Here is a 22,026-nt window from a genome sequence, read left to right on the forward strand (position 1 = left end):
AGGCGGAATGGTCAAGATAGTGGCGCGGCTCGGTGCGATGCTGCTGATAGGCGCGAGCCTCCTCGTGGCGTTGGGACGCGCGGAGGCCAAGGATCTGACGGTGGCCTGGGTCCATGGGGATGCCGCCGCTCCGGCCGAGAAGCGGGTGCGCGACGGTCTTGGCGCCTATCTCAAAGACCATGACCTGCACTGGACGCTGCGCGAATCCAACGCTGGCGGCTCTACCAAGAAAGTGGCGGCGGATTTCGCGGCGGCGGTGGCGCTCGGGCCGGATGCGATACTCGTCAGCATGGCCGATCTCGGCGCGGCGCGCGACGCGATCGATGCGGCGACCGCGCGGCACATTCCGGCTTTCGCGGTGGATAGCGGCTGGATGCCGGGCATTCTCGTCAATGTCACCACGAACAACTGGCAGATGTCGGCCGAGGTCTCGGCCTATCTCGTCGATCTCATGGGCGACAGAGGCGGCATCATCATGTTCACGCAGGACGGCACGCGCAATGTGCGGGAGCGCGTCGATACGATGAGCGCGGTGCTCAAGGAAACGCCGGAGGTGCAGGTGCTCTCGACCCACGATATCGATGATCGCAATGTCTATACCGACACCGAACGCGCGATGCAGGATTATGCGACGCGCTTCGGCAACAAGATCACCGCGGTCTGGACGCCGAGCGACAAGTCGGCCGCGGCCGTTGTAGCGGCGCTGAAAGCGACAGGGCTGCGCGCTTATGTCACCGGGATGGACGGCGAGCCGCAGGCTCTGCGAGCGATTTGCGCGCCGGGCGGCATGCTTGTCGCGACGGCGCGGCAGGAGTTCGAGACTTTCGGCGCCCTGTCGGCGGAATGGATTGAGGCGGTCGCCGACCAGAACGCGGATCCGCGCAAGCTGATCCCAACGCGCACGGTGTACCTGCCGGCGCGGATTTTCACGCGGGCGGATTGCGCGGTGGCGAAGCCTTAGACACGTTGTGGGAAATCCCGCTCGGACAAGCGCGTGTGTCCTGGTCTCCTGCGGTTGAACTAACCAGCATCGTCATGCTCGGCGAAGGCCGGGCATCCACGCCTTTCTTGCGTGACGAAGTCAAGGCGTGGATCCTCAGCCTTCGCCGAGGATGACGGTGGTTGGCCGTGCACGTGACCGGCGCCGAAACGGCAGACCACGAACAGACGGCGTCCTTCGTCCAGCCCGTGCTAGTTTGTCAGCCCCTCCCCTTTGCGATAGCGTTTCGCTGTTAAGAGGCCGGAAAACCGGCCTCGTGCCGGAAGCCAGGCGATAGGGAGTGCGGAAGCGCGGTGCCAAAATTCCTCGAGATGACCGGCATTTCGAAGCAATTCGGCGGCGTGAGGGCGCTTTCCGATGTCGATCTCGACATCGCGGCGGGTGAGGTCCATTGCCTCGCGGGCGAGAACGGATCCGGCAAATCGACGCTGATCAAGATCATCTCGGGCGTCCAGCCGCCCGAGCCCGGCGGCCGCATCATGATCGACGGCCATGAGGTCAGCGGGCTGACACCCGCCGAGAGCATCCGGCGGGGTATCCAGGTGATCTATCAGGATCTCTCGCTGTTCCCCAATCTGACCGTCGCCGAGAATATCGCGGTCGAGCGGCATCATGGCCTGCATGCCGTCAACTGGTCCGCGATCCGCGACACCGCGCAGGCCGCGATGCAGCGCGTCGGGGTTTCGATCGATCCGCAAAGCTTCGTCGCGGATCTGTCGATCGCGCAGCGCCAGTTGGTCGCGATCTGCCGCGCCATCGCGAATGATGCACGCCTCGTCATCATGGACGAGCCTACGGCTTCACTCACCCGGCACGAGGTGGATGCGCTGCTCGCGCTGACACTCGAACTCAAGCGCCGCGGCGTGGCGGTGGTTTTCGTGAGCCACCGGCTGGACGAAGTGTTGGAGATCGCCGAGCGGGTCACCGTGCTGCGCAACGGCGAAAAGAAAGGCACCTTCGAGGCGCGCGACATGACCGATCGCCGGCTGGTCGAACTCATGACCGGCAAGTCCTTCAATTACGAGTTGAGCGAAACCGATCTTTCGGCGGCGCCAGTCGTGCTGGCGGTGCGAAACCTCTCGCGCGCCGGCGATTACGACGACATTAGCTTCGAGGTGAAGGCCGGCGAGATCCTCGGCATTACCGGACGGCTTGGATCCGGCCGCACAGAACTCGCGCTGTCGCTGTTCGGCATGAGCCCGCCGGATCACGGCGAAATCCGGATCAAGGATCGACCGCTGCAGCTTAGCTCGAACCGCGAGGCGATCGCGAATGGCATCGCCTATGTCTCGGAAGACCGGCTTTCCCTCGGCCTCATCATGGAGCAGCCGATTTCATCCAATATCGCGCTGCCCGTGCTCGAACGGTTACGCGGGCCCTTTGGTCTCGTGCAGGCCGGCCGATGGCGCGAGACGGTACGGCGCTGGATCGCCGATCTCGGCATCAAGGTTTCGGATCCTGAAAACCCGGTACGCACGCTGTCAGGCGGCAACCAGCAGCGCGTGGTGTTGGCGAAATGGCTGGCGACCGAGCCGAGCCTGCTCATCCTGGATAGTCCGACGGTTGGTGTGGATATCGGCGCCAAGGACGGCATCTACCAGATCGTGCGTGATCTCGCGGCGTCAGGTCTCGCGGTCATCATGATCTCGGATGAAATTCCAGAGGTGCTGTATCACGCGCATCGCATCCTGATCATGCAGGAGGGGCGCATCGCCGGCGAATATCTGCCACATCAGGTGACGGAGGCCGCGCTGCGGCAAGCCGTGGATGCGTAACGCTCTTCGTCGTTTCGGCCGCACGCATGAGGCGCGGCTACTACTCGTCACCGTCGCGCTCATGATCTTCTTGTCCTTCGCGACGAAGAACTTTTTCACGATCCAGAACGCGCTCGACCTGCTCACTTCCTATGCCTTTCCGGGCATGATGGCGGCGGGGCTGGTGGTTGTGCTGGTGGCGGGCGGGCTCGACATATCCTTCACCGCCGTCGCCTCGATCGCGCAATATCTCGCGGTGCTCGCGGCCAATCACTACGGCATCGGCTGGCTGGGTCTGTTCGGGATCGCGCTGGCGGTGGGCACCGCGCTCGGTCTGCTCAACGCGCTGCTGGTCACCGGTTTACGGATCGCGAGCATCATCGTGACCATCGCCATGCTGAATGTCTATTATGGCTTGCTGATGTTCGTCACTGGCGGAGACACGATCAACTCGCTGCCGGATTGGTTCGCCAATGGCCTATCCTGGGTGGTCGCCTTCGACTCACATCAGAATCCCTATATCCTCAACATGCAGATGATTGGCCTGGTTTTGGCCTTCATCATGACCTGGCTGCTGCTCAATCGCACCAGCGTCGGGCGGCAATTGCGTGCGTTGGGCGGCAATCCGGAGGCCGCTAAGCGGGTCGGCTTCAACGTGCTGCGGCTCAATATGGTCGCCTACGGTTATATGGGTTTCATGGCGGGCCTTGCCTCGCTGGTGCAGGCGCAAGTCGCGCAGACCGTGATGCCCAATGCGCTGGTCGGTCGGGAACTTGATGTGCTCGCCGCGGTCGTGCTGGGCGGGGCGAGCCTGTTCGGCGGGGTCGGCACGGTGCTCGGCACGATCCTGGGTCTAGCGCTGCTCGCGATCCTGCAGAACGGTCTAATCCTGCTTGGCGTCGCGTCGTTCTGGACGGAGTGCTTTACCGGGATCGTGTTCCTGGTGGCCGTTTCGACCATCGCCTGGGAGCGGCGCCGGCAGCGCCTCGCGATACGGCGCGTGATCGGAACCGCAGCATGAGCGCGCTCTGCCCTTTCAATCGCGCGACCGCGCGCCTGGGTCCGGTCAATCGGCGGCTGATCCTGCTGCTGGTCGCCCTCGTCATCGTCTTTGGGCTGCTGCTAGGTCATCGGCTGTTCAACGCGGCGTCGCTGCGTTCGATGGCCTATCAGCTACCGGAACTTGGCATTCTATCGCTCGCCATGATGATCCCGCTGCTCTCCGGCGGCCTGGATCTTTCCATCATCGCGACGGCGGATCTCTCGGCGCTCGCGATGGCCTGGATCCTTACCCATATGGTGCCGGCCCATCCTGGATTCGCCTGGGTGGCGTGGCAGGTGGCGGCGATTGTCGCGGGCCTGGTGCTGGCCGCCATCGTCGGCATGCTGAATGGCCTTATCATTGCCTATCTCGAAGTGTCACCGATCCTGACGACGCTCGGCATGATGACGCTGATCAAGGGCATAAGCATCGGCCTCACGCATGGCGGTGTCCTGTCCGGCTTCCCGGCGCCGATCGTTTTCATCGGCAATGGCGACCTCTGGGGCGTGCCGATCGTTCTGCTGATCTTCGTAGCGCTCGCCATTCCGGTCGGAATCATGCTGACGCGCTCGCCTTTCGGACAAGTGCTCAACATGCTTGGCTCGAACGAGGCGGCGACGCGCTATTCGGGCGTCGACACGCGACGCGCCTTGGTGAAGGTCTATATTCTGTCGGGCGTGCTGGCGTCCGTCGCGGGCGTCGTCATGATGGCACGCTTCAACTCAGCCAATGCGGCCTATGGCGAGAGTTATTTGCTTGTCACCATCCTGGCGGCGGTGCTGGGCGGCATCTCGCCCTCCGGCGGCTTCGGCAAGGTGACGGGGTTGGTTTTCGCCCTGGTGATCCTTCAGCTGATCTCCACCGCCTTCAATCTGCTAAACTTCAGTCAGTTCCTGACGCTGGCAATCTGGGGCGCGACCTTAATCCTGGTCGCCGGAGTAACGCGGCTACGCGAGCATTTTTTGCGGTAACGGGAGAACGCCATGCAGCGCTTCGACGACAAGGTCGTCATTGTGACGGCCGCCGCCTCCGGTATCGGCCTCGCTGCGGCAAGACGTTTCGCGGCCGAGGGTGCCACTCTGGTTCTCGCCGACAGTGATCTCGCGAAACTGGAGCATGCGGCCGCGTCCTTCGATCTGCCGCTCCGCCGTTTGCGCATGCGGCGCGTGGATATGGGGGAACGGGCGGAAGTCGAGGCGCTGGTGGCCTATGCCGTGGACGCGTTCGACGGCATCGACGTGCTGGTGAACAATGCCGGGGTCAGCGCTTTCGGCTATGTCAGTGAGATCGCTCCCGAGATGTGGGAACGGGTGATCGCGGTTACGCTCAGTTCGGTTTTCTATGCGAGCCGCGCCGCTTTGCCGCATCTGATCGAGCGCGGCGGCTGCATCGTCAATACCGCCTCGATCTCCGGCCTTGGCGGCGATGTCGGCTTCGCCGTCTACAACGCGGCGAAGGGTGGGGTTGTGAACCTGACGCGCGCACTGGCGATCGACCATGCTTCGGACGGTGTGCGCGTGAATGCGATATGTCCGGGGGTGACGGGAACCGGCTCAACCGCCTGGATGCGCAAGCACAGCGTGATCATGGACAGTTTCGAGGAGCGCTTGCCGATGGGCCGCATGGGCCGGCCCGAGGAAATGGCCGGCGCTATCGCCTTCCTGGCCTCCGAGGACGCCTCGTATATCACCGGCATCAATCTGGTGGTGGATGGCGGGCTCAGCGCCTGCACGGGCCAGCCCGCTTTCCGCAAGCTCGTCGAGACGGCGGAGTAGTTTCCGGCGTCCTCCGCGACTGATCGCTTGGACGTCGCATTGGAATCAACGTCGATCAAGGAGCGGAAATTGCTTCAGGGCGCCTTGTCCGCCCGCTCCTCGGCCGCGCCCCGCCATAACGCGGACGTGGTTGCCGGCGGCTGATCGTTGTCCCGCACCAGCCAATAGACGACGCCGAGGGCGAGAATGGCGCCGGCGACCGCCGCGGTCTCGCCCACCTGAATCTCCCTCAGATCGAGCAGGATGAATTTGCGCAGCGTCGCGAGCATGCCGATGAGGATGAGCGAGCGAATCCGAACGACATTGGTCTGCGTCGAGGAGACGAGCAGGAAGGAACGTTTGAATTCGAGGCCGATGAGAATGGTGAAGAATATCGCGAAGAGATCCGGATAGATCTCGGGGTCTGTCGGATCGAGTTTTCCGGCGAGGATCAGCCCAATCGTCTCCAGCGCCAAATGCCAGGTCGCGAAGGCAATCATGAGCACGATGAGGATGGTGAGAACGAGCATCACGAGATGCTCGAAGGTCTCGTAAAGCGTATCACCGATGAAGCGACGCAGGGCGCTTTGCATGAGGTCTCCGGTCATGGAAAAGCCGCCGCGTTGGTCCCGCGGCGGCGGCTCAGCGCGCTCTCGGCGCGAGAATTAGGCGACCAGGCGGCGGTACAAATGCCAGGTGGCGTGACCCAGGACCGGCATGACGACCGCGAGACCGATGAAGATCGGAATGCAACCCAAGATCAAGCCTACCGCGATCACCAGTCCCCATATGGCGATCGGGCCAGGATTGGTCATCGTCGCGCGAACCGAGGTGCTGATCGCCTGCCTCGCTGTGACATTGCGGTCGAGCAATATGGGAAAGGATACGACAGTGATCGCCAGCACGACGACCGCGAAAAGAAAGCCGATGCCGAGACCGAGAATAAGCAAGGCCCAGCCGCCGCTCGTGGTGAAGACGACACGGATCAGCGACGGCAGAGTCGTCGGATAGGCCGGCCCGAGCGTCGCGTCGTACAGGCCGATCGCGACGGCCTGCCAGACGAGAAAAATCCCGACGAGCAGCAAGCCGAGCAGTGCGATGGCGCCGATCGCGGGCGAGCGAACGATGGTGAGGGCGTCGAACCAGGAAACATGTAGGCCTTGTTCGCGCCGCCGGCTCATCTCGTTGATGCCGATCGCGGCCAAGGGGCCGACCAGCGCAAAGCCGCTAATGAGGGGCAGAAGCATATGCGGCATCCCGCCGAAAGCCAGGCAGGCCATGACGATGCCGAGAACCGGATAGATGATGCAGACGAAAATGACGTCCGTGCGGATCGCCGCGAAATCCGCCAGGCCAGCGGAGAGGGCGTCTCGGATATCCTGGATGCCGATCTTTCGTACGATGATCGGCGCATCCGCCGCCTTGGCCTGCCCCCAGTAATCGGCGGGTGTGGCGGAGCCGACCGAATGCACCGAATCTCTCAGGCTATCCCAGGTCCAGGTACCCGGATTTCTGATTGCCATCTTGTTCCTCCATCGCAGGGAGTTCGCGCCGCCGTGGCCGCTGCCTCTGAGATGGTCCGATCAGAAGTGCGCCGGGACGATCCTCCGCTCGATGAAAGTTTTACCCCCGATCCGATGATTTGTCCCGTGTCTCGCATCGGACGCAGGGCTGGCGAGCGTCATCGCCAGCCCTTTTGTGTCAAGAAATTAATTGCGCATCGAGCGTGATCTCGGCCTTCAGCAGCTTCGAGACCGGGCAGCCCGCCTTGGCCTTGGCGGCCAAACCCTCGAAGGTCGCCTGGTCGGTGCCGGGAATCTTGGCCTTGAGGGTGAGGTGAACGGCGGTGATGGCATAGCCGCCATCGACCTGATCCAGGGAGACCTCGGCCGTGGTTTCCATGTGTTCGGCGGTGAGCTTGGCCTCGCCCAGGATGAGGGAGAGGGCCATCGTGAAGCAGCCGGCATGGGCGCCGCCGATCAACTCCTCGGGGTTCGTTCCGGGCTTACCCTCGAAGCGGCTGGCGAAGCCGTAGGGATAAGCGCTGAGCGCGCCGCTCTTGGTCGAGATCGAGCCGACGCCGTCCTTGATGCCGCCTTTCCAGGTGGCCGAGCCTTGCGTTTTCATGAGCTTTTCCTCGTGTTTGAAGCGGTCGGCCGTCCAGCATATCCGAAGCCGGCGCGGCGTCGAGCCAGGCCAGCCCGTTCAATGTGAATTGAGTGGGACATCCGCGCCACGGCAGCCGACGAGGAAATCCAGATCCGCGCCGCGATCCGCCTGTAGGACGTGTTGGACATAGAGGCTCTGATAGCCGGTCGCCGCCGCAACGGGCGCTCGCCATTCCGCGCGGCGCCGCTCCAGTTCCGCCTCCGGCACATCCAGCACCAGGCTGCGTGCTGGCACGTCTAGCTCGATCATGTCGCCTTCGCGGACCAGGGCGAGGGGGCCACCGGCGGCCGCCTCGGGTGCGATATGCAGGACGACGGTGCCATAGGCGGTGCCGGACATGCGGGCATCCGAGATGCGCACCATATCGGTGATGCCCTGAGCAAGAAGTTTCGGCGGCAGTCCCATGTTGCCGACTTCCGCCATGCCGGGATAACCGCGCGGCCCGCAATTCCGCAGGACCATGACGCTGTCCGCATCGATATCGAGATCGGGGTCGAGAATGCGGCGCTTGTATTCCTGCGTATTGTCGAAAACCACGGCGCGGCCGCGATGCCGCATCAGCGCCGGCGTCGCGGCAGAGGGTTTCAGCACCGCGCCATCGGGCGCCAGATTGCCGCGCAGGACGGCGATGCCGCCTTCGGGTGTCAGCGGGTTGTCGAAGTCGCGGATAACCTCCGGTCCGAAGTTCTCGGCCTCGGCGACGTTTTCCCAGGTTGTCGTACCGGTGACGGTCGGCGCATCCCTCTCCAGCAACCCGTGTTCGGCGAGTGCGCGCATCACCACGGGCAGGCCGCCCGCGTAGCAGAACTCCTCCATGAGGAAGCGGCCTGACGGCTGAAGGTCCACGATCGTCGGCACGCCACGCCCGAGTTCATCCCAATCCTCTAGGTCGAGCTTCACGCCGATGCGCCCGGCAATCGCGATCAGATGCAGCACAGCATTGGTGGATCCGCCGATCGCGCCATTGACGCGGATGGCATTGCGGAAAGCCGCGGGTGTGAGGATCGAGGACAGCCGCATATCCTGCCGCACCATATCGACGATGCGGCGTCCGGTGAGCTGCGCAAGGGCGAAGCGGCGCGCATCAACGGCGGGAAGTGCGGCATTTTCCGGCAAGGCGATGCCGAGCGCTTCGACCATGCTCGCCATGGTGGAGGCGGTGCCCATGGTGTTGCAGCTTCCGGCCGAGCGGCTCATGCCGGATTCCGCGCCCATGAAATCGGCGAGAGTCATACGCCCCGCTTTCACATCCTCGCTGTAGCGCCAGATGGAAGTGCCGGAGCCAACAGTTTCGCCCCGCACGCGACCGTTCAGCATGGGGCCGCCGGACAGCACGATCGTCGGCAGATCGCATGAGGCAGCGCCCATCACCAGCGCGGGCGTCGTCTTGTCGCAGCCGACAAGCAGCACGACGCCATCGACTGGATTGCCGCGAATGGATTCCTCGACATCCATGGACGCGAGGTTGCGATACAGCATGGCGGTCGGCCGCAGATTGGACTCGCCGAGTGACATTGTCGGAAATTCGAGCGGGAAGCCGCCAGCCTCCAAAACGCCATGTTTCACGCGCTCCGCGAGGCCGCGAAGGTGGGCGTTGCAGGGCGTGAGTTCCGACCAGGTATTGCAAATTCCAATGACCGGGCGGCCATCGAATGAGTCCGCTGTGAAACCTTGATTCTTCATCCAGGTGCGATGCATGATCGCATCCTTGCTCTCGCCGCCGAACCAGGATTGCGATCTCAGGGGTTTGTTCGTCATGGCTTGGACTCCTGGCTACTTGCCGATGCCGAGCATAAGCCCGCCGATGAGGTAGCGCTGGAACAGCAGATAAGCGAGCATGGCGGGCAGGGCGCTGAGCAAAGATCCCGCGAGCAACACGGGAATATCGAGCACGCGCCCCGATTGCAGCACCGCCAGCCCCACGGTGATCGTGCGTACCGCCGGTTCCTGCAGAAAGATCAGGGCGACAAGCAGGTCGTCCCAGATTTGGATGAATTGCAGCACGGCGACGGCGAGCAGAGCCGGGGTGCTGAGTGGCAGAATGATGTTGAGGAAGATGCGCCAGTAGGACATGCCGTCGATCTGCGCGGCCTCCACCAGCTCATCCGGCACGTCGCGCATGAAGGACGTCATCAGGAATGTGCCGAAGGGAATGCCCAACGCCGCATAGGTGATGATGACGGAAATGAAGTTGTCGGACAGGCCGAAGCCCGCGAAGTTGATGAATTCCGTCAGGATGATGGACTGCATCGGAATCATCATGCTGGCGGCGACCGCGCCCAGCAGCGGACCACCGAAGCGAACCCGCAGTTTCGTTAGTGCGAAGGCGGCAAGCGAACTCACCAACAAAATGACGCCGACAGAGCCCAGTGTGATGATGGTTGAATTGATGAGCTGACGCACAACCGGCAAATGCGCGAAGAGGACGGTCCAGTTGCGCCAGGAAAACTCCGGCTCGCCGGTTGGTCCCACGACCTGCATCGCGCTGCGGCCGATGACATAGAACGGAAACAGCATCACGACCAAAACCAGCGTGAGCACAACAGAAAGCAGCCGCCGTGCTGTCGGACCCAGAAAAACGCGCATGGGCTAGGCCAGCCTGACGGGGATCAAACCCATCCGGCGTCGACAATGAAATTCTGTGCGGTACACATGCGGCTGTCGTCAGACGCAAGGAACAGCACCATAAGCGCGAGATCCGCCGGCATGAGCTTGTCCGGCAGGCACTGCCGCTCGCGGATCTGGCGCTCGCCTTCTTCGTTCAGCCAAAGATCGACCTGCCGCTTTGTCATTGCCCAGCCGGGAACGACGCAATTGACCCGGATGCGCTCAGGCCCCAGTTCCCGCGCAAGGCCGCGCACCATGCCCGCGATGCCACCCTTGGCGGTGGTATAGGCGATATAGCCAGCCTCACCAGCGAGAAAGGCGATGGAGCCGAAGCAGATGATGGAGCCGCCACCGGCCGCCTGCATCCCCGGCCGCACGGCCTGCGCCGCGAAGAACTGGTGGCGCAAATTGGTGTCCATCCGGTTCTGCCAGTATTCCTCGGTGACATCGGCGACCAGATGGCGATCGTCGTTACCCGCATTATTGACCAGCACCGTTGGCGGTCCGTTTCGCTCGGTGCCGCTGCGAACAGCGGCGCGCAAGGCATTGAGATCGGTCAGGTCGCAGGCGATGAAATTTGGCCGCTCCAAGCCCGTTTGGGCGATGCGGTCCGCCACTGCTTCCCCCGCGTCGCGCTGAAGGTCGAGGAACGTTACCCGCGCCTCCTGGGCACAGAAATGCTCGACGATGCTCTCGCCGATGCCGGAGGCGCCACCCGTCACGATGACCGAACGGCCCTTCAGGCTGGGGTAGCGCGTGTCCGTCGTTTCCATGAAAGTCCTTCGGTCCGGCGGCTTGCCGACGATTTTCGTTGACAGCGGGCGACAGTCATTAAAACATATCGTATGATTTTTCCAAGGCCGATTTGGTGGATTTGCCAGATCGATGCCGGGAAGGGCGCAACCGCTGCAGCGAAGGAGAGATCCCGTGTCTCGACATCAGGATGCCATGGCTCGCGTTCCGGCCCGGAAGCCGCGCCGCTTAAAGTCGCTTCTAGCGGCGGCAATCTTCAGCGCCGTTGGATGTCTGGGGACCGCGGCCGCTCAGGCCGGTGACATCACCATCTGGCACAATTACGGAACCGAGGTGAATGCCACAGCGCTCAATGCGCTGGTTACCGCCTTCGAGGCGAAGAACCCGGACATCAAGGTCAATGTCGTCAGCCAGCCCGCCGACAACTATTTCGCCCTGCTGACCGCCGCCTCGATCTCGCATAAGGCGCCGGATCTCGCGGTGATGTGGACGGGCCTCTTCGACCAGAAATACGCCCATCTCCTCGCCGACGTGAAGCCGCTGCTGGCTGCTTCAGATCTCGCCCAGATGAAGGGCTTGAAGTGGGCATCGGAGGATTTCGACACCAGCAAGGCGCTTTATCTGGTGCCTTTCGAGGACCAGTTCTATATCGGTTTCTACAACAAGGCGCTGTTCAAGAAAGCCGGCGTCGATGCCGTGCCGACCGATTGGTCCGAGCTTGCCGATGCCTGCACCAAACTCCGCGCCGCCGGCATCCTGCCGATGCTTTACGGCAGCGACAGCCAAGCGCTGAGTTCCGAGTTCTATCCCTTCTATGATCTGAGCTATCTCGTGGCCGGAGTTTACCCGGCGGGTGATCTGCCCGGCCTCGCCAATGGCAAGATCCCCTGGACAGATCCGAAGCTTGTCTCCCAGGTCACGAAATGGGCCAATCTGCACGCCTCGAAATGCACCAATCCTGACGTGCTGACCTCGACCGACATCCTGACCAAGTTCGATGCCGGAAAAGCCGCGATGATTATCGATGGCAACTGGAACCTGCAGCAGCTTTACGACAAGCTCGGCCCGGATCTGGGTGTTTTCCCGCTGCCCTTCTCCGATACACCGATCAAGGGCGTGGTGCAGATGCCGGGCGACGGTATTTCCGTGCTCAAATCCTCCGACAACAAGAAAGACGCCGCGGCTTTCCTCACTTTCATGATGAGCGGCGACGGTCAGAACATTCTGTCCAAGGCTGGGCTGATCCCGGCGCGCGAGGGATATAAGGCAACCAACCCGCTTTATGCCGGGCTGCTCGGTCTGTCGGATCAGGGCTACACGAAGTATCCGATGATCGACAACGTCATCCAGGGTCCGCTGGTCGATACCGGACAGAGCGTTCTCAATACTGCCTTCGCGGGTCAGACACCGGTACCGGCGGCGATGCAGAAGATGCAGCAGACCTGGGACAATCTGCCGGCTTCGGAAAAGAAGTGAGCAGGATCTGACATGACCGCGCGCTCCCTCCCCGGAGCGCGGCGGCGTGGCCATCAGCAGGGGCGCCAGTTCGCTGGGCTCCTGTTTTTGGCGCCGCTCATCCTGCTATGGGGGCTGTTCCTCATCGTCCCGATCATCGAGACGATGTATTACAGCCTCATGCAGTGGGATGGGCTGTCGGCGGTCTGGAATGGCGTCGGCAACTACCTCACGCTGCTGCACAGCGCGGATTTCGCCAATGTGCTGATCAACAACGCGCTGCTGTTGTTGTCAGTCCCCTTTGCCGTGATGGTGCCGTTCTTCATCGCATTGATTATCGCGGCGGAACCGCCAGGATGGCGCTGGGTCCGGGCGCTGATCTTTCTGCCGGCCACGCTGTCCTGGGTCGTCACGGGCATCGTCTGGCTGCGTGTTTTCTCCTCCGACGGAATGCTGAATGCCGGGCTGCGAGCGATCGGACTCGACGGGTTGCAGATGGATTTGCTCGGCAGCGTGCATACCGCGATCATCCCGATCGCACTGACCTTCGTCTGGTCGCAGATCGGGCAGAATACGCTGATCTTCCTGATCGGATTTTCGAGCATCGATGCGAGCGTGTTGGAGGCGGCGACTATCGACGGCGCAGGATTCTTCAGCGCGGTGCGGACGATCATCCTGCCGCTCATGACGCGCTTCATCATCTTCGCCACGATCATCACGCTGATCGCTGCCTTCACAGCCTTGTTCAGCCTGATCTTCGTGATGACCGGCGGCGGACCCGGTTTCAGCACGACGACGATGGAGTTCTACATCTACCGTCTCGCTTTCGGTCAGACCGATTTCGGCATGGGCGCGACCGTTGGTGTCGTGTTGCTGGTTGTGATCGCCCTTGTCTCGGTGCCACTCATGGGCCTCTATCGCCGGGCTTCCGCATGAAGGACACATCATCTTCCCTGCGTGGCCAGACATTGGTCGATCGCGTCGTGCAGCGGATCGGGCAGGACATTGTCTCGCAGCGTTTCCGGCCGGGCGTCGCCTTGCCCAATGAAACCGAATGGTGCGAGCAGCTGGGCATCAGCCGTAGCGTGCTTCGCGAGGGTTTGCGCGTGCTGGTGAGCAAGAACCTCATCACCATCCGTTCCCGCCTCGGTGGTCGCGTGCGCGAGCGGTCGGAGTGGAATCTGCTCGATCCGGATATTCTTTCGTGGCACGGCCATGGCGAGGATCAGGACGTCTTCGCGGCTGAATTATTCGAGTTGCGGCGGACTATCGAGCCTGCGGCGGCAGGACTTGCCGCTGCGCGTATCGCCGATGAGCAACTTGTCGAATTGCGGAACGCCTACGAAGCCATGGCGAGGGCGGGCGAGGACACGGTGTTGTTCTTCGAGCCGGACGGCCGTTTTCACCGCACTATTTTGGGCGCGGTCGGAAACTCGCTGTTTCTGGCGCTCGCGCAGACAGTGATGGTGGCGCTCGAAATTACCTTGCGGATGGCGCTCGATGCACCGAAGGGCCAGCAGCAGTCCCTGCCTTTGCACGAGGCGGTGCTTGTTGCCTTGGAGCGCCGCGCGCCTGAGGAAGCATCCGCCGCCATGCTGCGACTGGTCGATGCCTCGGAGCGCGACGTGGCGGAAGCCAGGGCCGCGCGGGCGGGCAAGGTGAAACTGGAAGTGGCGCGGTTGCGCCGCGCGGCGGGCGGGAGAGTCAGATGACGGATCGCGAGCATATCGCACGCATACGCGAGGACTTCTTCACAGCACTCCTTTCCGATTGTCTCGATGCAGCCGGCGAGCGCGATAAGGCGATGCCCTTCCATATCCGGCCGCTTGACGACGGCCTCGTCATGGTCGGGCGCGCACGTACCGCGGCTTTCATGGAAGTTTGGCATGTCGAGGAGGGCACCAACCCCTATGAGTTGGAAATGGATCTCGTCGACAGCCTCAGGCCGGATGAGATTCCCGTTTTTGCTTGCGGTGACTCTGGGCGTGTCGCGCCGTGGGGCGATCTGCTCTCGACCGCGGCGATGGCGCGCGGCGCGGCGGGAGCGGTCATGGATGGCTGCGTGCGTGACACGAGGGCAATCCGTAAGGCCGGCTTCCCGGTTTTTCACGGCGGCATCGCGCCGCTCGACACTAAGGGCCGCGCGCGGGTGATGGCGATCGATATTCCGATTAGCTGCGCCGGCGTGCGGGTCTGCTCGGGCGATCTGCTATTCGGCGACGCGGATGGCCTCGTGGTCATTCCCCAGCGTGTCGAGGTAGAAGTGCTGCGCGCCGCTGAGGAAAAACTGCGCGGCGAGCGAACGACCTTGGCGGAACTGCGCGAGGGCGCGTCTCTGCGCGAGGTCTTCTCCCGCTATGGAATTCTGTAACCGCGCCTTCGGGCAAGCCCCGGCCACGCTGCCAAACGGAGACCATGATGCGTCTGATACAATTCCTGAACGACGCAGGCACGCGCTGCGTCGGCGCGATCAATGGCGATGAAGCGACGGTGCGTGTGATCGATGGCTATAGCTCCGTATATGCTCTGGCCGAGGCCGCGATCGGGCGCGGCGCCAGCATCGCGGTGACGGCGCGCGGCGCGATCGGCACTGGGACCGCCGATTACGACACTCTTGTCGCTGAGCGCCGTTTGCTGCCGCCCGTCGATCATCCGGAGCCCGCGCGTTTCTGGATTACCGGCACGGGCCTCACCCATCTCGGCAGCGCCGAGGCGCGCGACAAGATGCATATCGAGCAAAATGGGCCGGAGGAGGCGATGACGGACTCCATGCGGATCTTTCGCATGGGTCTGACAGGGGGCAAGCCGGCGCCCGGGGAGATCGGTGTGCAGCCCGAATGGTTCTTCAAAGGCGTCGGCACCTGCGTCGTGCCGCCCGAGCACCCGCTGCCCATGCCGGATTTCGCGCTCGCCGGCGGGGAGGAGGCCGAGATCGTCGGGCTCTATCTGATCGACGCGGAGGGCAATCCGCGCCGCCTAGGCTATGCGCTGGGCAATGAATTTTCGGATCAGGTCACGGAGGCGCTGAATTTCCTGTATCTCGCGCATTCGAAGCTGCGGGCCTGCTCGATCGGGCCGGAGCTGAGGCTCGGCGAATTGCCTGGCGATATTCGCGGCAAGGTTCGGGTGCTGCGTGAGGATGCGCTGGTCTGGGAGGGCGACTTCTTCAGCGGCGAGGACAATATGTCGCACGCGATCCGCAATCTCGAGCACTACCATTTCCGCTACCCGATGTTCCGCCGCCCTGGCGATCTCCACGCCTATTTCTTTGGCGCCGCGATATTGAGCTGTGCTCATGGAGTGAAGACGAAGCCCGGCGACCGGTTCGAGATCGACGTCCCGGAATTCGGCAGGCCGTTGCGAAATCAGATGGAACAAGCGGCGACGGCACCGGTCGTGGTGAGCGCGCTTTAGGGCGCGACGTCATTGGCTTGAGCGGCGATCCAAACACTCGTCATGGCACGCGAAGGCGTGCCATCCACGCCTTTGCTCACCTCACGAAGGAAAGGCGTGGATGCTCGGCCTTCGCCGAGCATGACATGGTGGAATGAGACGGTTCGAAAACATCCTGCCCTAGCGTCCGCCCGGCTTTAGCACCAGGCGCTCTGGACCTCACCAAGCGAGGCGGACCCGCCTCGCTTGGTTTGTCGCGGCTAATTCTGCGGCGTGACCTTGCCCGACGTGTCGATCATGAAATTGCCCTTGGTGCCGGCGCCCATCCAGTCGCCCTTCTTGTCGGAGGTGAGGTTCGAAACGTTGGAATAGCCGGCCGCCTCGGCGGCGTAGCGCGCATGGGCTTCGTCCAGTCCCTTTGGCGCCATGGTGCCGGGAGGCGCCATGGTGTTCGTGGCGGTCTGGGCAAAGGCCGCGCTGGCGGTTCCGGTCAGCAACAGCGCTGCAAGCAGCATCTTCATGTCGTTGTTCTCCCGTGCTTTTTTAACGCGGTTGCACCGCGCGTCCGGAGAGTTTCACAAGCGCCAAGGCGTAGCAATGGTTTGCAAGCAATCGTTACCATTGTCTCAGCGCGTGAGACCTCGCGCTGCTACTGGCAGGATAGAGTCCACAACTCCCGCGCGAGCCAGCACGACATCGTTGTGAAGGTTGGTGACGACACAGACATGGTTGGGAAGCACCCGCACCCGCTCGCCCAGGGCAGGGGCACGGTCGGACCGGCTGAGATCAACCATGCCGTGTTCCTCGCTTAGCCGCTCGATGACAGCATCCGGGTAGTCGAGGAGCATGCCGTAGCCGGCGGCGACGCCGCCGCGCGGCAACAGGTCCATCGCGAGTGTCTTCGAGCCGCAATCGAGAATGGCGCGATCCGGGGACGGACGGCTGACCACCGTCGCATGAACCTCTAGAGCGCAATCATTGAGGCTCGCGGCGCCAGCTTCCAGCATCATACGGTCGTTGTAGATATAGGTGCCGACCCGCAACTCCGTGACGCCCGTGATCTCGTGGGCATGCGCGAAACCCGGCGTGCCGCCGCCGGATACCACAGCGGCCGCCATACCCTCCGCGGCAATAAGCGGGGCAATTGCCCTGAGGAATTCGGCGGTCGCCGCATTGCTTGGATAGGTCATCAGCCCGTCGAAACGAAGTGATGGCGTGTCCCGCACCTTGCGCAGCAGCGCGAGGGCGTCCTCGATCGAGGTAACACCAGTACGCTTCATGCCGCTGTCGAATTCTACCAGCACGCCGATGGGCCGCCCAGCCCGCTGTGCAGCCTCGGCGGCTGTGTCGAGCGCGAGCGGATTATCGACCGCGACCCGCATCTTGGCGCGAGCGGCGAGCGCCGCCAGCCGTGCCGCCTTGGCGGCCCCAATGAGCGGGAAAGAGATGAGGATGTCGGCGAGCCCGGCATCCGCCATCACCTCCGCCTCGCCGAGTTTCTGGCAGGTGATGCCAGTGGCGCCTGCTGCCATCTGCGCCTTCGCGAAGCGTGGCAGTTTGTGGGTTTTGATGTGGGGCCGCAGCGCCAGGCCGTGATCATCGGCATAGGCCTGCATCCGTGCGATGTTCTGCTCGACCCGATCCAGGTCGATGACAGGAACTGGCGTTTCCAGATCGGTGACGAGCATTTCAACCTGCATCGGTCAGCACTGCGATGCAATCGACCTCGACCTGTATGCCGACAAGCTGGCAGCCGACGGTTGTGCGAGCAGGCGGGGCCTCGGGAAAAAACTCAGTATAGACCTTGTTCCACTCGGCGAAGCGCGTGACATCGCTGAGATAGGCGTTGATCTTAACGACCTGGGACATGCCGCTGCCGGCACCATCCAGTATCGTGCGGAGATTGGTGAGCGTCTTGCGCACCTGCTCGGCGAAACCGTCCGGCTTCTGGCCGGTCGCGGGATCAACGGGGCCTTGGCCGGAGACAAAGACGAAGCCATTCGCCACCACGGCATGAGAGTAGTGCCCTCCCGCAGGCGCGGCGCCCGCCACCATCACTGCTTTGCGCATGCCGTCTCTCCCGCTTGAGTTGTTCATCTTGTTGCCGCGCCGCCGATAACGCGGCCAGGGCGCGCGCCGGTGACGTGGCTGTCGGCCACCACCGCCTCGCCCGCGACCCAGACATGGGTGATGCCGCTCGGTGATTGTACCGGATCCTCGAAAGTCGCACGGTCCGTCACGGACTCCTCGAACAGCACGAGGTCGGCGGTCATGCCGGCGCGGACTACCCCGCGATCGGTCAGGCCAAAACGTTGTGCCGCGACGGAGGTCATGCGGCGCACCGCATCCTCCAGCGTGTACCAATGGGCGTCGCGGCGCAGCGGGCCGAGGATGCGCGGGAAGGTACCGAAAGCACGGGGGTGGGGCCGCGTGCCGGGGCGTGGCAAACCGTCCGAACCGACCATGTGCAGCCGATGGCAGCAAGCGGTGCGGAGGTCGGTCTCGTCCTGCTGGAACATGACGATGGCGGTCTGGCCATCATCCTCCTCCACCAGCCGCGCCAGAAGATCGAAGGGCGTGATGCCGAGGTTGAGGGCGGCGGCGTCCATGCGCTGGCCCTCCAAAGCCTTGAGGGATGGATTGCCGACGCCCGAGATCAGCACATTACCCCAGCCGATCAGCGCGATTTTGGATTGGGCATGGGCATCTCCGCTGCCCTCTTCGACCCATTTTCGCAATTCGGCGCGGGCCTGCGCATCGGCGAGGCGGGATTGCAGTTGTGCCACACCGCCTTCCAGCGCCCAGGGCGGCAGAAGCTGCAGCACATAGCTGCTGCCGGCGGGATAGGGATACATGTCGAAGCTGATATCGATGCCCTCGGTCCGTGCCGCTTCCAGAAGCGCCAATGCGGCGGGGATCTTGCCGAAATTCGGCCGGCCGGTGGATTGCAGGTGGGACAACAGCCCGGGCACGCCGGAGGCGCGCAGGATGGCAATGAACTCCTCGATCGAGGGCAGCAGCCCGCCATCATAGCTCCGCACATGAGCGGCGAGCAGACCGCCGCCCGCCTGCACCGTCTCCGCGAGCGCCGTCAGTTCGGCGGCCTCCGCGAAAGCGCTGGGCGGATAGACGAGGCCGAGCGACAGCCCCGCCGCGCCCTGGGCGAGCTGGGCTGCCAGAAGGCGTTGCATCTTGGCACATTCCGCCGCCGTCGCCGGGCGTCGCTCATAGCCGAGAACGGCGAGGCGAAGCGCCGCGTGGCCTACCAGCGACACCAGATTGAGCGCGATGCCCTGGCCTTCCAGCCGCTCGCGATAGCCGGCGAGGTCGGCAAAGATCTCGTCTGGTGCGGTAGGGCCGAGCAGACCGCTGAAATGTCCTCGCAGCAGTTCGGCGGCGGGGGCGTCCGGCGCCGGATAGAGCGAGAAACTGCAATTGCCGACGACAATGCTTGTGACGCCTTGCAGCGCCTTTTCCGGCCGCTCAGGCTCACGCAGGAAGGCGATGTCGTCGTGGCAATGGGCGTCGATGAAGCCGGGCGCGAGGTAGCGGCCGTCCGCCTCGACTATCTCGGCATTATCGGCGGGCAGGGACGGGGCAATCGCCGCGATGCGCCCCTCGTCGATGCGGAGATCGCCACGGAACCAGGGAGCGCCGGTGCCATCCAGGATGCGTGCGTTACGGATGAGCTTAGGCTGCATGCGGATGCCTCCAGGCGTCTGGTCTCGGCGCGAGATCGGTGAGGGGCGAGCGGTCCATTCGCCGCGCCGAAAACGTAGAGGCAAATCGGTCGCTGATCATCCTCCCTCCCTATACGCTTCCGGGTCGTTCCGTCATCCTCCGACCGAAACTGCGGGACGGGCAAGATGGAACTGCGCTGGGCCTTCATCACCGGAGCGGGCGGAGATATCGGCGGCGCCATTGCCGATACGCTGGCGAGACGCGGATGGGGGGTGATCTGCGCCGATATCGACGGCGCGCGTGCCGAGACGCGGGCCGAGACGATCCGAACGGCGGGCGGCAGGGCGGCGGCGCTCACCGTCGATGTGACCGACGAAGCCTCCGTCGCGGCGGCGGCTCAGGCTGCGCTGGCGTTGGGTGACGTGCGGGCCCTGATCAACAATGCCGGGCGGGCGCATGGCAGTTCGATGCGGAAGACCGACTACGCGAGCTGGCGCCGGGACATCGCGCTCAATCTGGATGGTGCCTTTCTGTGCATCCACGCCTTCCAGGAGTACCTGCTCGCGGGCGGGGGTTCGATCGTCAATATGGGTTCGGTCAACGGCATCGGCATGTATGGCCAACCCGCCTATAGCGCCGCAAAAGCCGGGCTGCTGCATCTGACGCATTGCCTGGCGGTGGAATTCGGGCCGCACAACCTGCGCGTGAATGCCATCGCGCCGGGCACCGTCCGGACGCAGGCATGGAACCATCGGATGGCCATCAACCCGGCAGTTTTCGAGGAGGTCACGAGCTTCTACCCGATGGGCCGGGTCGCACTGCCGCAGGATGTGGCGAATGCCGTGGCCTTCCTGGTGTCCGACGAGGCCGCCTATCTCACGGGCGTCGTTCTGCCGGTGGATGGCGGCATCAGCGCCGGAATTCCGCAGCTTCCCGCCGCCATAACCCAGGAGCGTTGAGAGGGGGTTCGGGAACGCACCGGGGCTGGACGTGGCGGCGCTTTCCGTATGGAGTGCGCGGCGATTAACTCAGACCATTGAACGGCAAGGACCCCCGCATGTTGAAATCCTGGCTCACGGCGAGCACCGGCCTCGCCGCGCTCGCGGCCCTAGGCTGTGGCCTCGTATCCCCGACAGCGGCCCAGGCCGCGACCACGCTCAGCCTCGTCGTCGCCGATTACGGCACGGGTCCGGCCGATACGAGCCAGAAATATTGGCAGACCATCGCCGATGATTTCCACGCCGCGAACCCGGATATCACCGTCAAAGTCCAGACGATAAACTGGAATGATTTCGACACCAAGGTGCAGACCATGGTGCAGAACCGCCAGTATCCCGACATCACCGAAGGCGACTATTTTTCCAATTACGCGCAGGAGGGTCTGCTCTACAAAGCCTCGGACGTCTTCACCGATCCCGACAATCTGATGCCGGTATTCAAGACGCTCGGCAGCTACAATGGCACGCAATACGGCCTGCCCTTCACCACCAGCGCCCGCGCGCTGTTCTACAACAAGAAAATCTTCGCCGATGACGGCATCACCACGCCCCCCGCCACCTGGGACGAGGTCGCCGCCGACGCCGCCAAGATCCAGGCGAAAGGCAAAATCGGGTTCGGCCTGCCGCTCGGCCCGGAGGAGGCTCAGGCGGAGACGCTGCTGTGGTTCCTCGGCAATGGCGGCGGCTATCAGGACGCCTCGGGTAAGTGGGTCATCAACAGCCCGCAGAATGTCGAAACCATGGAATACATGACCAAGATGGTGAAGGCCGGCGATACCGAGCCCAATCCCGGCACCAAGAACCGCACCGATCTCTTCGAGCAATTCGGCGAAGGCCAGATCGGCATGATGAATGGAGAGGTGGCTTTGCTGCCGATCATCAGCAAGGCGAATGTGCTCAAGCCCGAGGATGTCGGCACCGCCGCCATCGCCGGGAAGACCGGCGCGATCGACAAGACTCTCGGCGTTTGCGATTTCGTCGCCGCATTCAAGGGCGACGGCACGAAACAGGCCGAGATCAAGAAGTTCCTCGATTTCGCCTACCAGGATAAATATCAGCTCGCCTTCGTAAACGAATATCTCGAATTGCCGGGAACCACCTCGGCCGCCGTCGCTTTGGCCAAGACCAATGCGACGCTCGCGCCCTTCGTGAAGGCGCTGCCCAATGCGGTGCAATATCCGAACGATCCGTCCTGGGCGCAGGTCAAAACCCAGATCCAGCAGATCATCGGCACGGCAATTGGGCCGGATCCGAAGAGCGTTTTGGACACCATTCAACAGACCGCGCTCAAAGGTAGCTGAAGCAATCCGCTCCCGGTTCGACAGTCCCCCGGCACAGGGTGACCGCGGCGCCGGGAGCGGCTTACTCTATACAAGCTTGGCGGCCGGTCGCTAATCTGCCGCCTAACGAAACAAAAAGG

At 63.3% G+C, this 22,026-nt stretch carries 22 protein-coding genes; 12 read left to right on the forward strand and 10 right to left on the reverse strand.

Translation table 11 applies throughout. From position 1 onward, the window contains the following. Positions 1 to 7 precede the first annotated feature (7 nt). The 5 genes from GSQ92_RS03430 to GSQ92_RS03450 all read left to right on the forward strand — a co-directional run bounded on the left by GSQ92_RS03430 (position 8) and on the right by GSQ92_RS03450 (position 5,571). Positions 8 to 961 carry a sugar ABC transporter substrate-binding protein gene (locus tag GSQ92_RS03430; RefSeq protein WP_158802045.1) on the forward strand — a complete coding sequence of 318 codons (954 nt, stop codon included), beginning with the start codon at positions 8 to 10 and terminating at the stop codon, positions 959 to 961. A 332-nt stretch (positions 962 to 1,293) separates the two neighbouring features. After that, the gene (locus GSQ92_RS03435; protein ID WP_159013043.1) at positions 1,294 to 2,775 is read left to right on the forward strand and encodes a sugar ABC transporter ATP-binding protein; all 1,482 of its coding nucleotides are present in this window, start codon (positions 1,294 to 1,296) and stop codon (positions 2,773 to 2,775) included. After that, entirely contained in the window at positions 2,768 to 3,775 is a 1,008-nt protein-coding gene (locus GSQ92_RS03440; protein ID WP_158802047.1) for an ABC transporter permease, read from the forward strand. Before GSQ92_RS03435 ends, GSQ92_RS03440 begins: the two co-directional genes overlap by 8 nt. Next, on the forward strand, positions 3,772 to 4,767 hold the full coding sequence (locus tag GSQ92_RS03445) for an ABC transporter permease (protein ID WP_159013044.1): 996 nt from the start codon (positions 3,772 to 3,774) through the stop codon (positions 4,765 to 4,767). Before GSQ92_RS03440 ends, GSQ92_RS03445 begins: the two co-directional genes overlap by 4 nt. Positions 4,768 to 4,779: 12 nt before the next feature. Next, positions 4,780 to 5,571 (forward strand): SDR family NAD(P)-dependent oxidoreductase, encoded by a 792-nt coding sequence (locus GSQ92_RS03450; RefSeq protein WP_159013045.1) that lies wholly within the window; start codon positions 4,780 to 4,782, stop codon positions 5,569 to 5,571. 74 nt (positions 5,572 to 5,645) lie between these two features. Here GSQ92_RS03450 and GSQ92_RS03455 read toward each other — a convergent pair whose 3' ends face one another. The 6 genes from GSQ92_RS03455 to GSQ92_RS03480 all read right to left on the reverse strand — a co-directional run bounded on the left by GSQ92_RS03455 (position 5,646) and on the right by GSQ92_RS03480 (position 11,099). Next, positions 5,646 to 6,143, reverse strand: coding sequence for a phosphate-starvation-inducible PsiE family protein (locus GSQ92_RS03455; RefSeq protein WP_254065525.1), 498 nt, complete (start codon positions 6,141 to 6,143; stop codon positions 5,646 to 5,648). Between the two features lie 72 nt (positions 6,144 to 6,215). After that, positions 6,216 to 7,073 (reverse strand): DUF2189 domain-containing protein, encoded by an 858-nt coding sequence (locus GSQ92_RS03460; protein WP_158802051.1) that lies wholly within the window; start codon positions 7,071 to 7,073, stop codon positions 6,216 to 6,218. Positions 7,074 to 7,251: 178 nt separating this feature from the next. Beyond that, positions 7,252 to 7,677, reverse strand: a complete 426-nt coding sequence (locus GSQ92_RS03465; RefSeq protein WP_158802052.1) for an OsmC family protein — start codon at positions 7,675 to 7,677, stop codon at positions 7,252 to 7,254. Between the two features lie 78 nt (positions 7,678 to 7,755). Continuing rightward, entirely contained in the window at positions 7,756 to 9,477 is a 1,722-nt protein-coding gene (locus tag GSQ92_RS03470) for an IlvD/Edd family dehydratase (RefSeq protein WP_159013046.1), read from the reverse strand. Positions 9,478 to 9,492: 15 nt separating this feature from the next. Further along, entirely contained in the window at positions 9,493 to 10,305 is an 813-nt protein-coding gene (locus tag GSQ92_RS03475) for a carbohydrate ABC transporter permease (protein WP_158802054.1), read from the reverse strand. 23 nt (positions 10,306 to 10,328) lie between these two features. Continuing rightward, positions 10,329 to 11,099, reverse strand: a complete 771-nt coding sequence (locus GSQ92_RS03480; protein WP_158802055.1) for an SDR family NAD(P)-dependent oxidoreductase — start codon at positions 11,097 to 11,099, stop codon at positions 10,329 to 10,331. A gap of 154 nt (positions 11,100 to 11,253) precedes the next feature. Here GSQ92_RS03480 and GSQ92_RS03485 point away from each other — a divergent pair, with 154 nt between their 5' ends. Genes GSQ92_RS03485 through araD1 form a run of 5 tightly spaced genes read left to right on the forward strand, consistent with a single transcriptional unit; the run spans position 11,254 to position 15,948 of the window. After that, a complete protein-coding gene (locus GSQ92_RS03485) occupies positions 11,254 to 12,555 on the forward strand; it encodes an ABC transporter substrate-binding protein (RefSeq protein WP_158802056.1) in 1,302 nt (433 codons plus the stop codon). Between the two features lie 12 nt (positions 12,556 to 12,567). Further along, complete coding sequence (locus GSQ92_RS03490) at positions 12,568 to 13,470, forward strand: carbohydrate ABC transporter permease (protein ID WP_158802057.1); 903 nt, start codon at positions 12,568 to 12,570, stop codon at positions 13,468 to 13,470. Further along, the gene (locus GSQ92_RS03495; RefSeq protein ID WP_158802058.1) at positions 13,467 to 14,246 is read left to right on the forward strand and encodes a FadR/GntR family transcriptional regulator; all 780 of its coding nucleotides are present in this window, start codon (positions 13,467 to 13,469) and stop codon (positions 14,244 to 14,246) included. Before GSQ92_RS03490 ends, GSQ92_RS03495 begins: the two co-directional genes overlap by 4 nt. Then, complete coding sequence (locus GSQ92_RS03500) at positions 14,243 to 14,905, forward strand: RraA family protein (protein WP_158802059.1); 663 nt, start codon at positions 14,243 to 14,245, stop codon at positions 14,903 to 14,905. The genes GSQ92_RS03495 and GSQ92_RS03500 overlap by 4 nt, the downstream gene beginning before the upstream one ends. A gap of 47 nt (positions 14,906 to 14,952) precedes the next feature. Next, on the forward strand, positions 14,953 to 15,948 hold the full coding sequence (gene araD1, locus GSQ92_RS03505; protein ID WP_158802390.1) for an AraD1 family protein: 996 nt from the start codon (positions 14,953 to 14,955) through the stop codon (positions 15,946 to 15,948). Between the two features lie 239 nt (positions 15,949 to 16,187). Here the strand turns inward: araD1 and GSQ92_RS03510 are convergent, their stop codons facing one another. The 4 genes from GSQ92_RS03510 to GSQ92_RS03525 all read right to left on the reverse strand — a co-directional run bounded on the left by GSQ92_RS03510 (position 16,188) and on the right by GSQ92_RS03525 (position 19,628). Then, complete coding sequence (locus tag GSQ92_RS03510) at positions 16,188 to 16,448, reverse strand: hypothetical protein (RefSeq protein ID WP_158802060.1); 261 nt, start codon at positions 16,446 to 16,448, stop codon at positions 16,188 to 16,190. Positions 16,449 to 16,553: 105 nt separating this feature from the next. After that, on the reverse strand, positions 16,554 to 17,615 hold the full coding sequence (locus GSQ92_RS03515; RefSeq protein ID WP_158802061.1) for an alanine racemase: 1,062 nt from the start codon (positions 17,613 to 17,615) through the stop codon (positions 16,554 to 16,556). Position 17,616: 1 nt separating this feature from the next. Further along, a complete protein-coding gene (locus GSQ92_RS03520) occupies positions 17,617 to 17,997 on the reverse strand; it encodes a RidA family protein (protein WP_158802062.1) in 381 nt (126 codons plus the stop codon). A gap of 23 nt (positions 17,998 to 18,020) precedes the next feature. Further along, the gene (locus tag GSQ92_RS03525; protein ID WP_159013047.1) at positions 18,021 to 19,628 is read right to left on the reverse strand and encodes an amidohydrolase family protein; all 1,608 of its coding nucleotides are present in this window, start codon (positions 19,626 to 19,628) and stop codon (positions 18,021 to 18,023) included. 165 nt (positions 19,629 to 19,793) lie between these two features. Between GSQ92_RS03525 and GSQ92_RS03530 the strand changes: the two genes are divergently transcribed. Both GSQ92_RS03530 and GSQ92_RS03535 read left to right on the forward strand, forming a co-directional pair. Continuing rightward, complete coding sequence (locus GSQ92_RS03530; RefSeq protein WP_158802065.1) at positions 19,794 to 20,567, forward strand: SDR family oxidoreductase; 774 nt, start codon at positions 19,794 to 19,796, stop codon at positions 20,565 to 20,567. Positions 20,568 to 20,665: 98 nt separating this feature from the next. Beyond that, the gene (locus tag GSQ92_RS03535) at positions 20,666 to 21,907 is read left to right on the forward strand and encodes an extracellular solute-binding protein (RefSeq protein WP_158802066.1); all 1,242 of its coding nucleotides are present in this window, start codon (positions 20,666 to 20,668) and stop codon (positions 21,905 to 21,907) included. The last annotated feature ends 119 nt before the right edge of the window (positions 21,908 to 22,026 follow it).

Origin of the sequence: Acidisoma sp. S159 (assembly GCF_009766125.1) — a bacterium.
GTDB lineage: Bacteria > Pseudomonadota > Alphaproteobacteria > Acetobacterales > Acetobacteraceae > Acidisoma.

Coding starts and splice junctions, on each gene's coding strand:
- GSQ92_RS03430 (WP_158802045.1), top strand. CDS start 8: ATGGTCAAGATAGTGGCGCGGCTCGGTGCGATGCTGCTGATAGGCGCG.
- GSQ92_RS03440 (WP_158802047.1), top strand. CDS start 2,768: ATGCGTAACGCTCTTCGTCGTTTCGGCCGCACGCATGAGGCGCGGCTA.
- GSQ92_RS03445 (WP_159013044.1), top strand. CDS start 3,772: ATGAGCGCGCTCTGCCCTTTCAATCGCGCGACCGCGCGCCTGGGTCCG.
- GSQ92_RS03450 (WP_159013045.1), top strand. CDS start 4,780: ATGCAGCGCTTCGACGACAAGGTCGTCATTGTGACGGCCGCCGCCTCC.
- GSQ92_RS03455 (WP_254065525.1), bottom strand. CDS start 6,143: ATGCAAAGCGCCCTGCGTCGCTTCATCGGTGATACGCTTTACGAGACC.
- GSQ92_RS03460 (WP_158802051.1), bottom strand. CDS start 7,073: ATGGCAATCAGAAATCCGGGTACCTGGACCTGGGATAGCCTGAGAGAT.
- GSQ92_RS03465 (WP_158802052.1), bottom strand. CDS start 7,677: ATGAAAACGCAAGGCTCGGCCACCTGGAAAGGCGGCATCAAGGACGGC.
- GSQ92_RS03470 (WP_159013046.1), bottom strand. CDS start 9,477: ATGACGAACAAACCCCTGAGATCGCAATCCTGGTTCGGCGGCGAGAGC.
- GSQ92_RS03475 (WP_158802054.1), bottom strand. CDS start 10,305: ATGCGCGTTTTTCTGGGTCCGACAGCACGGCGGCTGCTTTCTGTTGTG.
- GSQ92_RS03480 (WP_158802055.1), bottom strand. CDS start 11,099: ATGGAAACGACGGACACGCGCTACCCCAGCCTGAAGGGCCGTTCGGTC.
- GSQ92_RS03490 (WP_158802057.1), top strand. CDS start 12,568: ATGACCGCGCGCTCCCTCCCCGGAGCGCGGCGGCGTGGCCATCAGCAG.
- GSQ92_RS03495 (WP_158802058.1), top strand. CDS start 13,467: ATGAAGGACACATCATCTTCCCTGCGTGGCCAGACATTGGTCGATCGC.
- GSQ92_RS03500 (WP_158802059.1), top strand. CDS start 14,243: ATGACGGATCGCGAGCATATCGCACGCATACGCGAGGACTTCTTCACA.
- araD1 (WP_158802390.1), top strand. CDS start 14,953: ATGCGTCTGATACAATTCCTGAACGACGCAGGCACGCGCTGCGTCGGC.
- GSQ92_RS03510 (WP_158802060.1), bottom strand. CDS start 16,448: ATGAAGATGCTGCTTGCAGCGCTGTTGCTGACCGGAACCGCCAGCGCG.
- GSQ92_RS03515 (WP_158802061.1), bottom strand. CDS start 17,615: ATGCTCGTCACCGATCTGGAAACGCCAGTTCCTGTCATCGACCTGGAT.
- GSQ92_RS03520 (WP_158802062.1), bottom strand. CDS start 17,997: ATGCGCAAAGCAGTGATGGTGGCGGGCGCCGCGCCTGCGGGAGGGCAC.
- GSQ92_RS03525 (WP_159013047.1), bottom strand. CDS start 19,628: ATGCAGCCTAAGCTCATCCGTAACGCACGCATCCTGGATGGCACCGGC.
- GSQ92_RS03530 (WP_158802065.1), top strand. CDS start 19,794: ATGGAACTGCGCTGGGCCTTCATCACCGGAGCGGGCGGAGATATCGGC.
- GSQ92_RS03535 (WP_158802066.1), top strand. CDS start 20,666: ATGTTGAAATCCTGGCTCACGGCGAGCACCGGCCTCGCCGCGCTCGCG.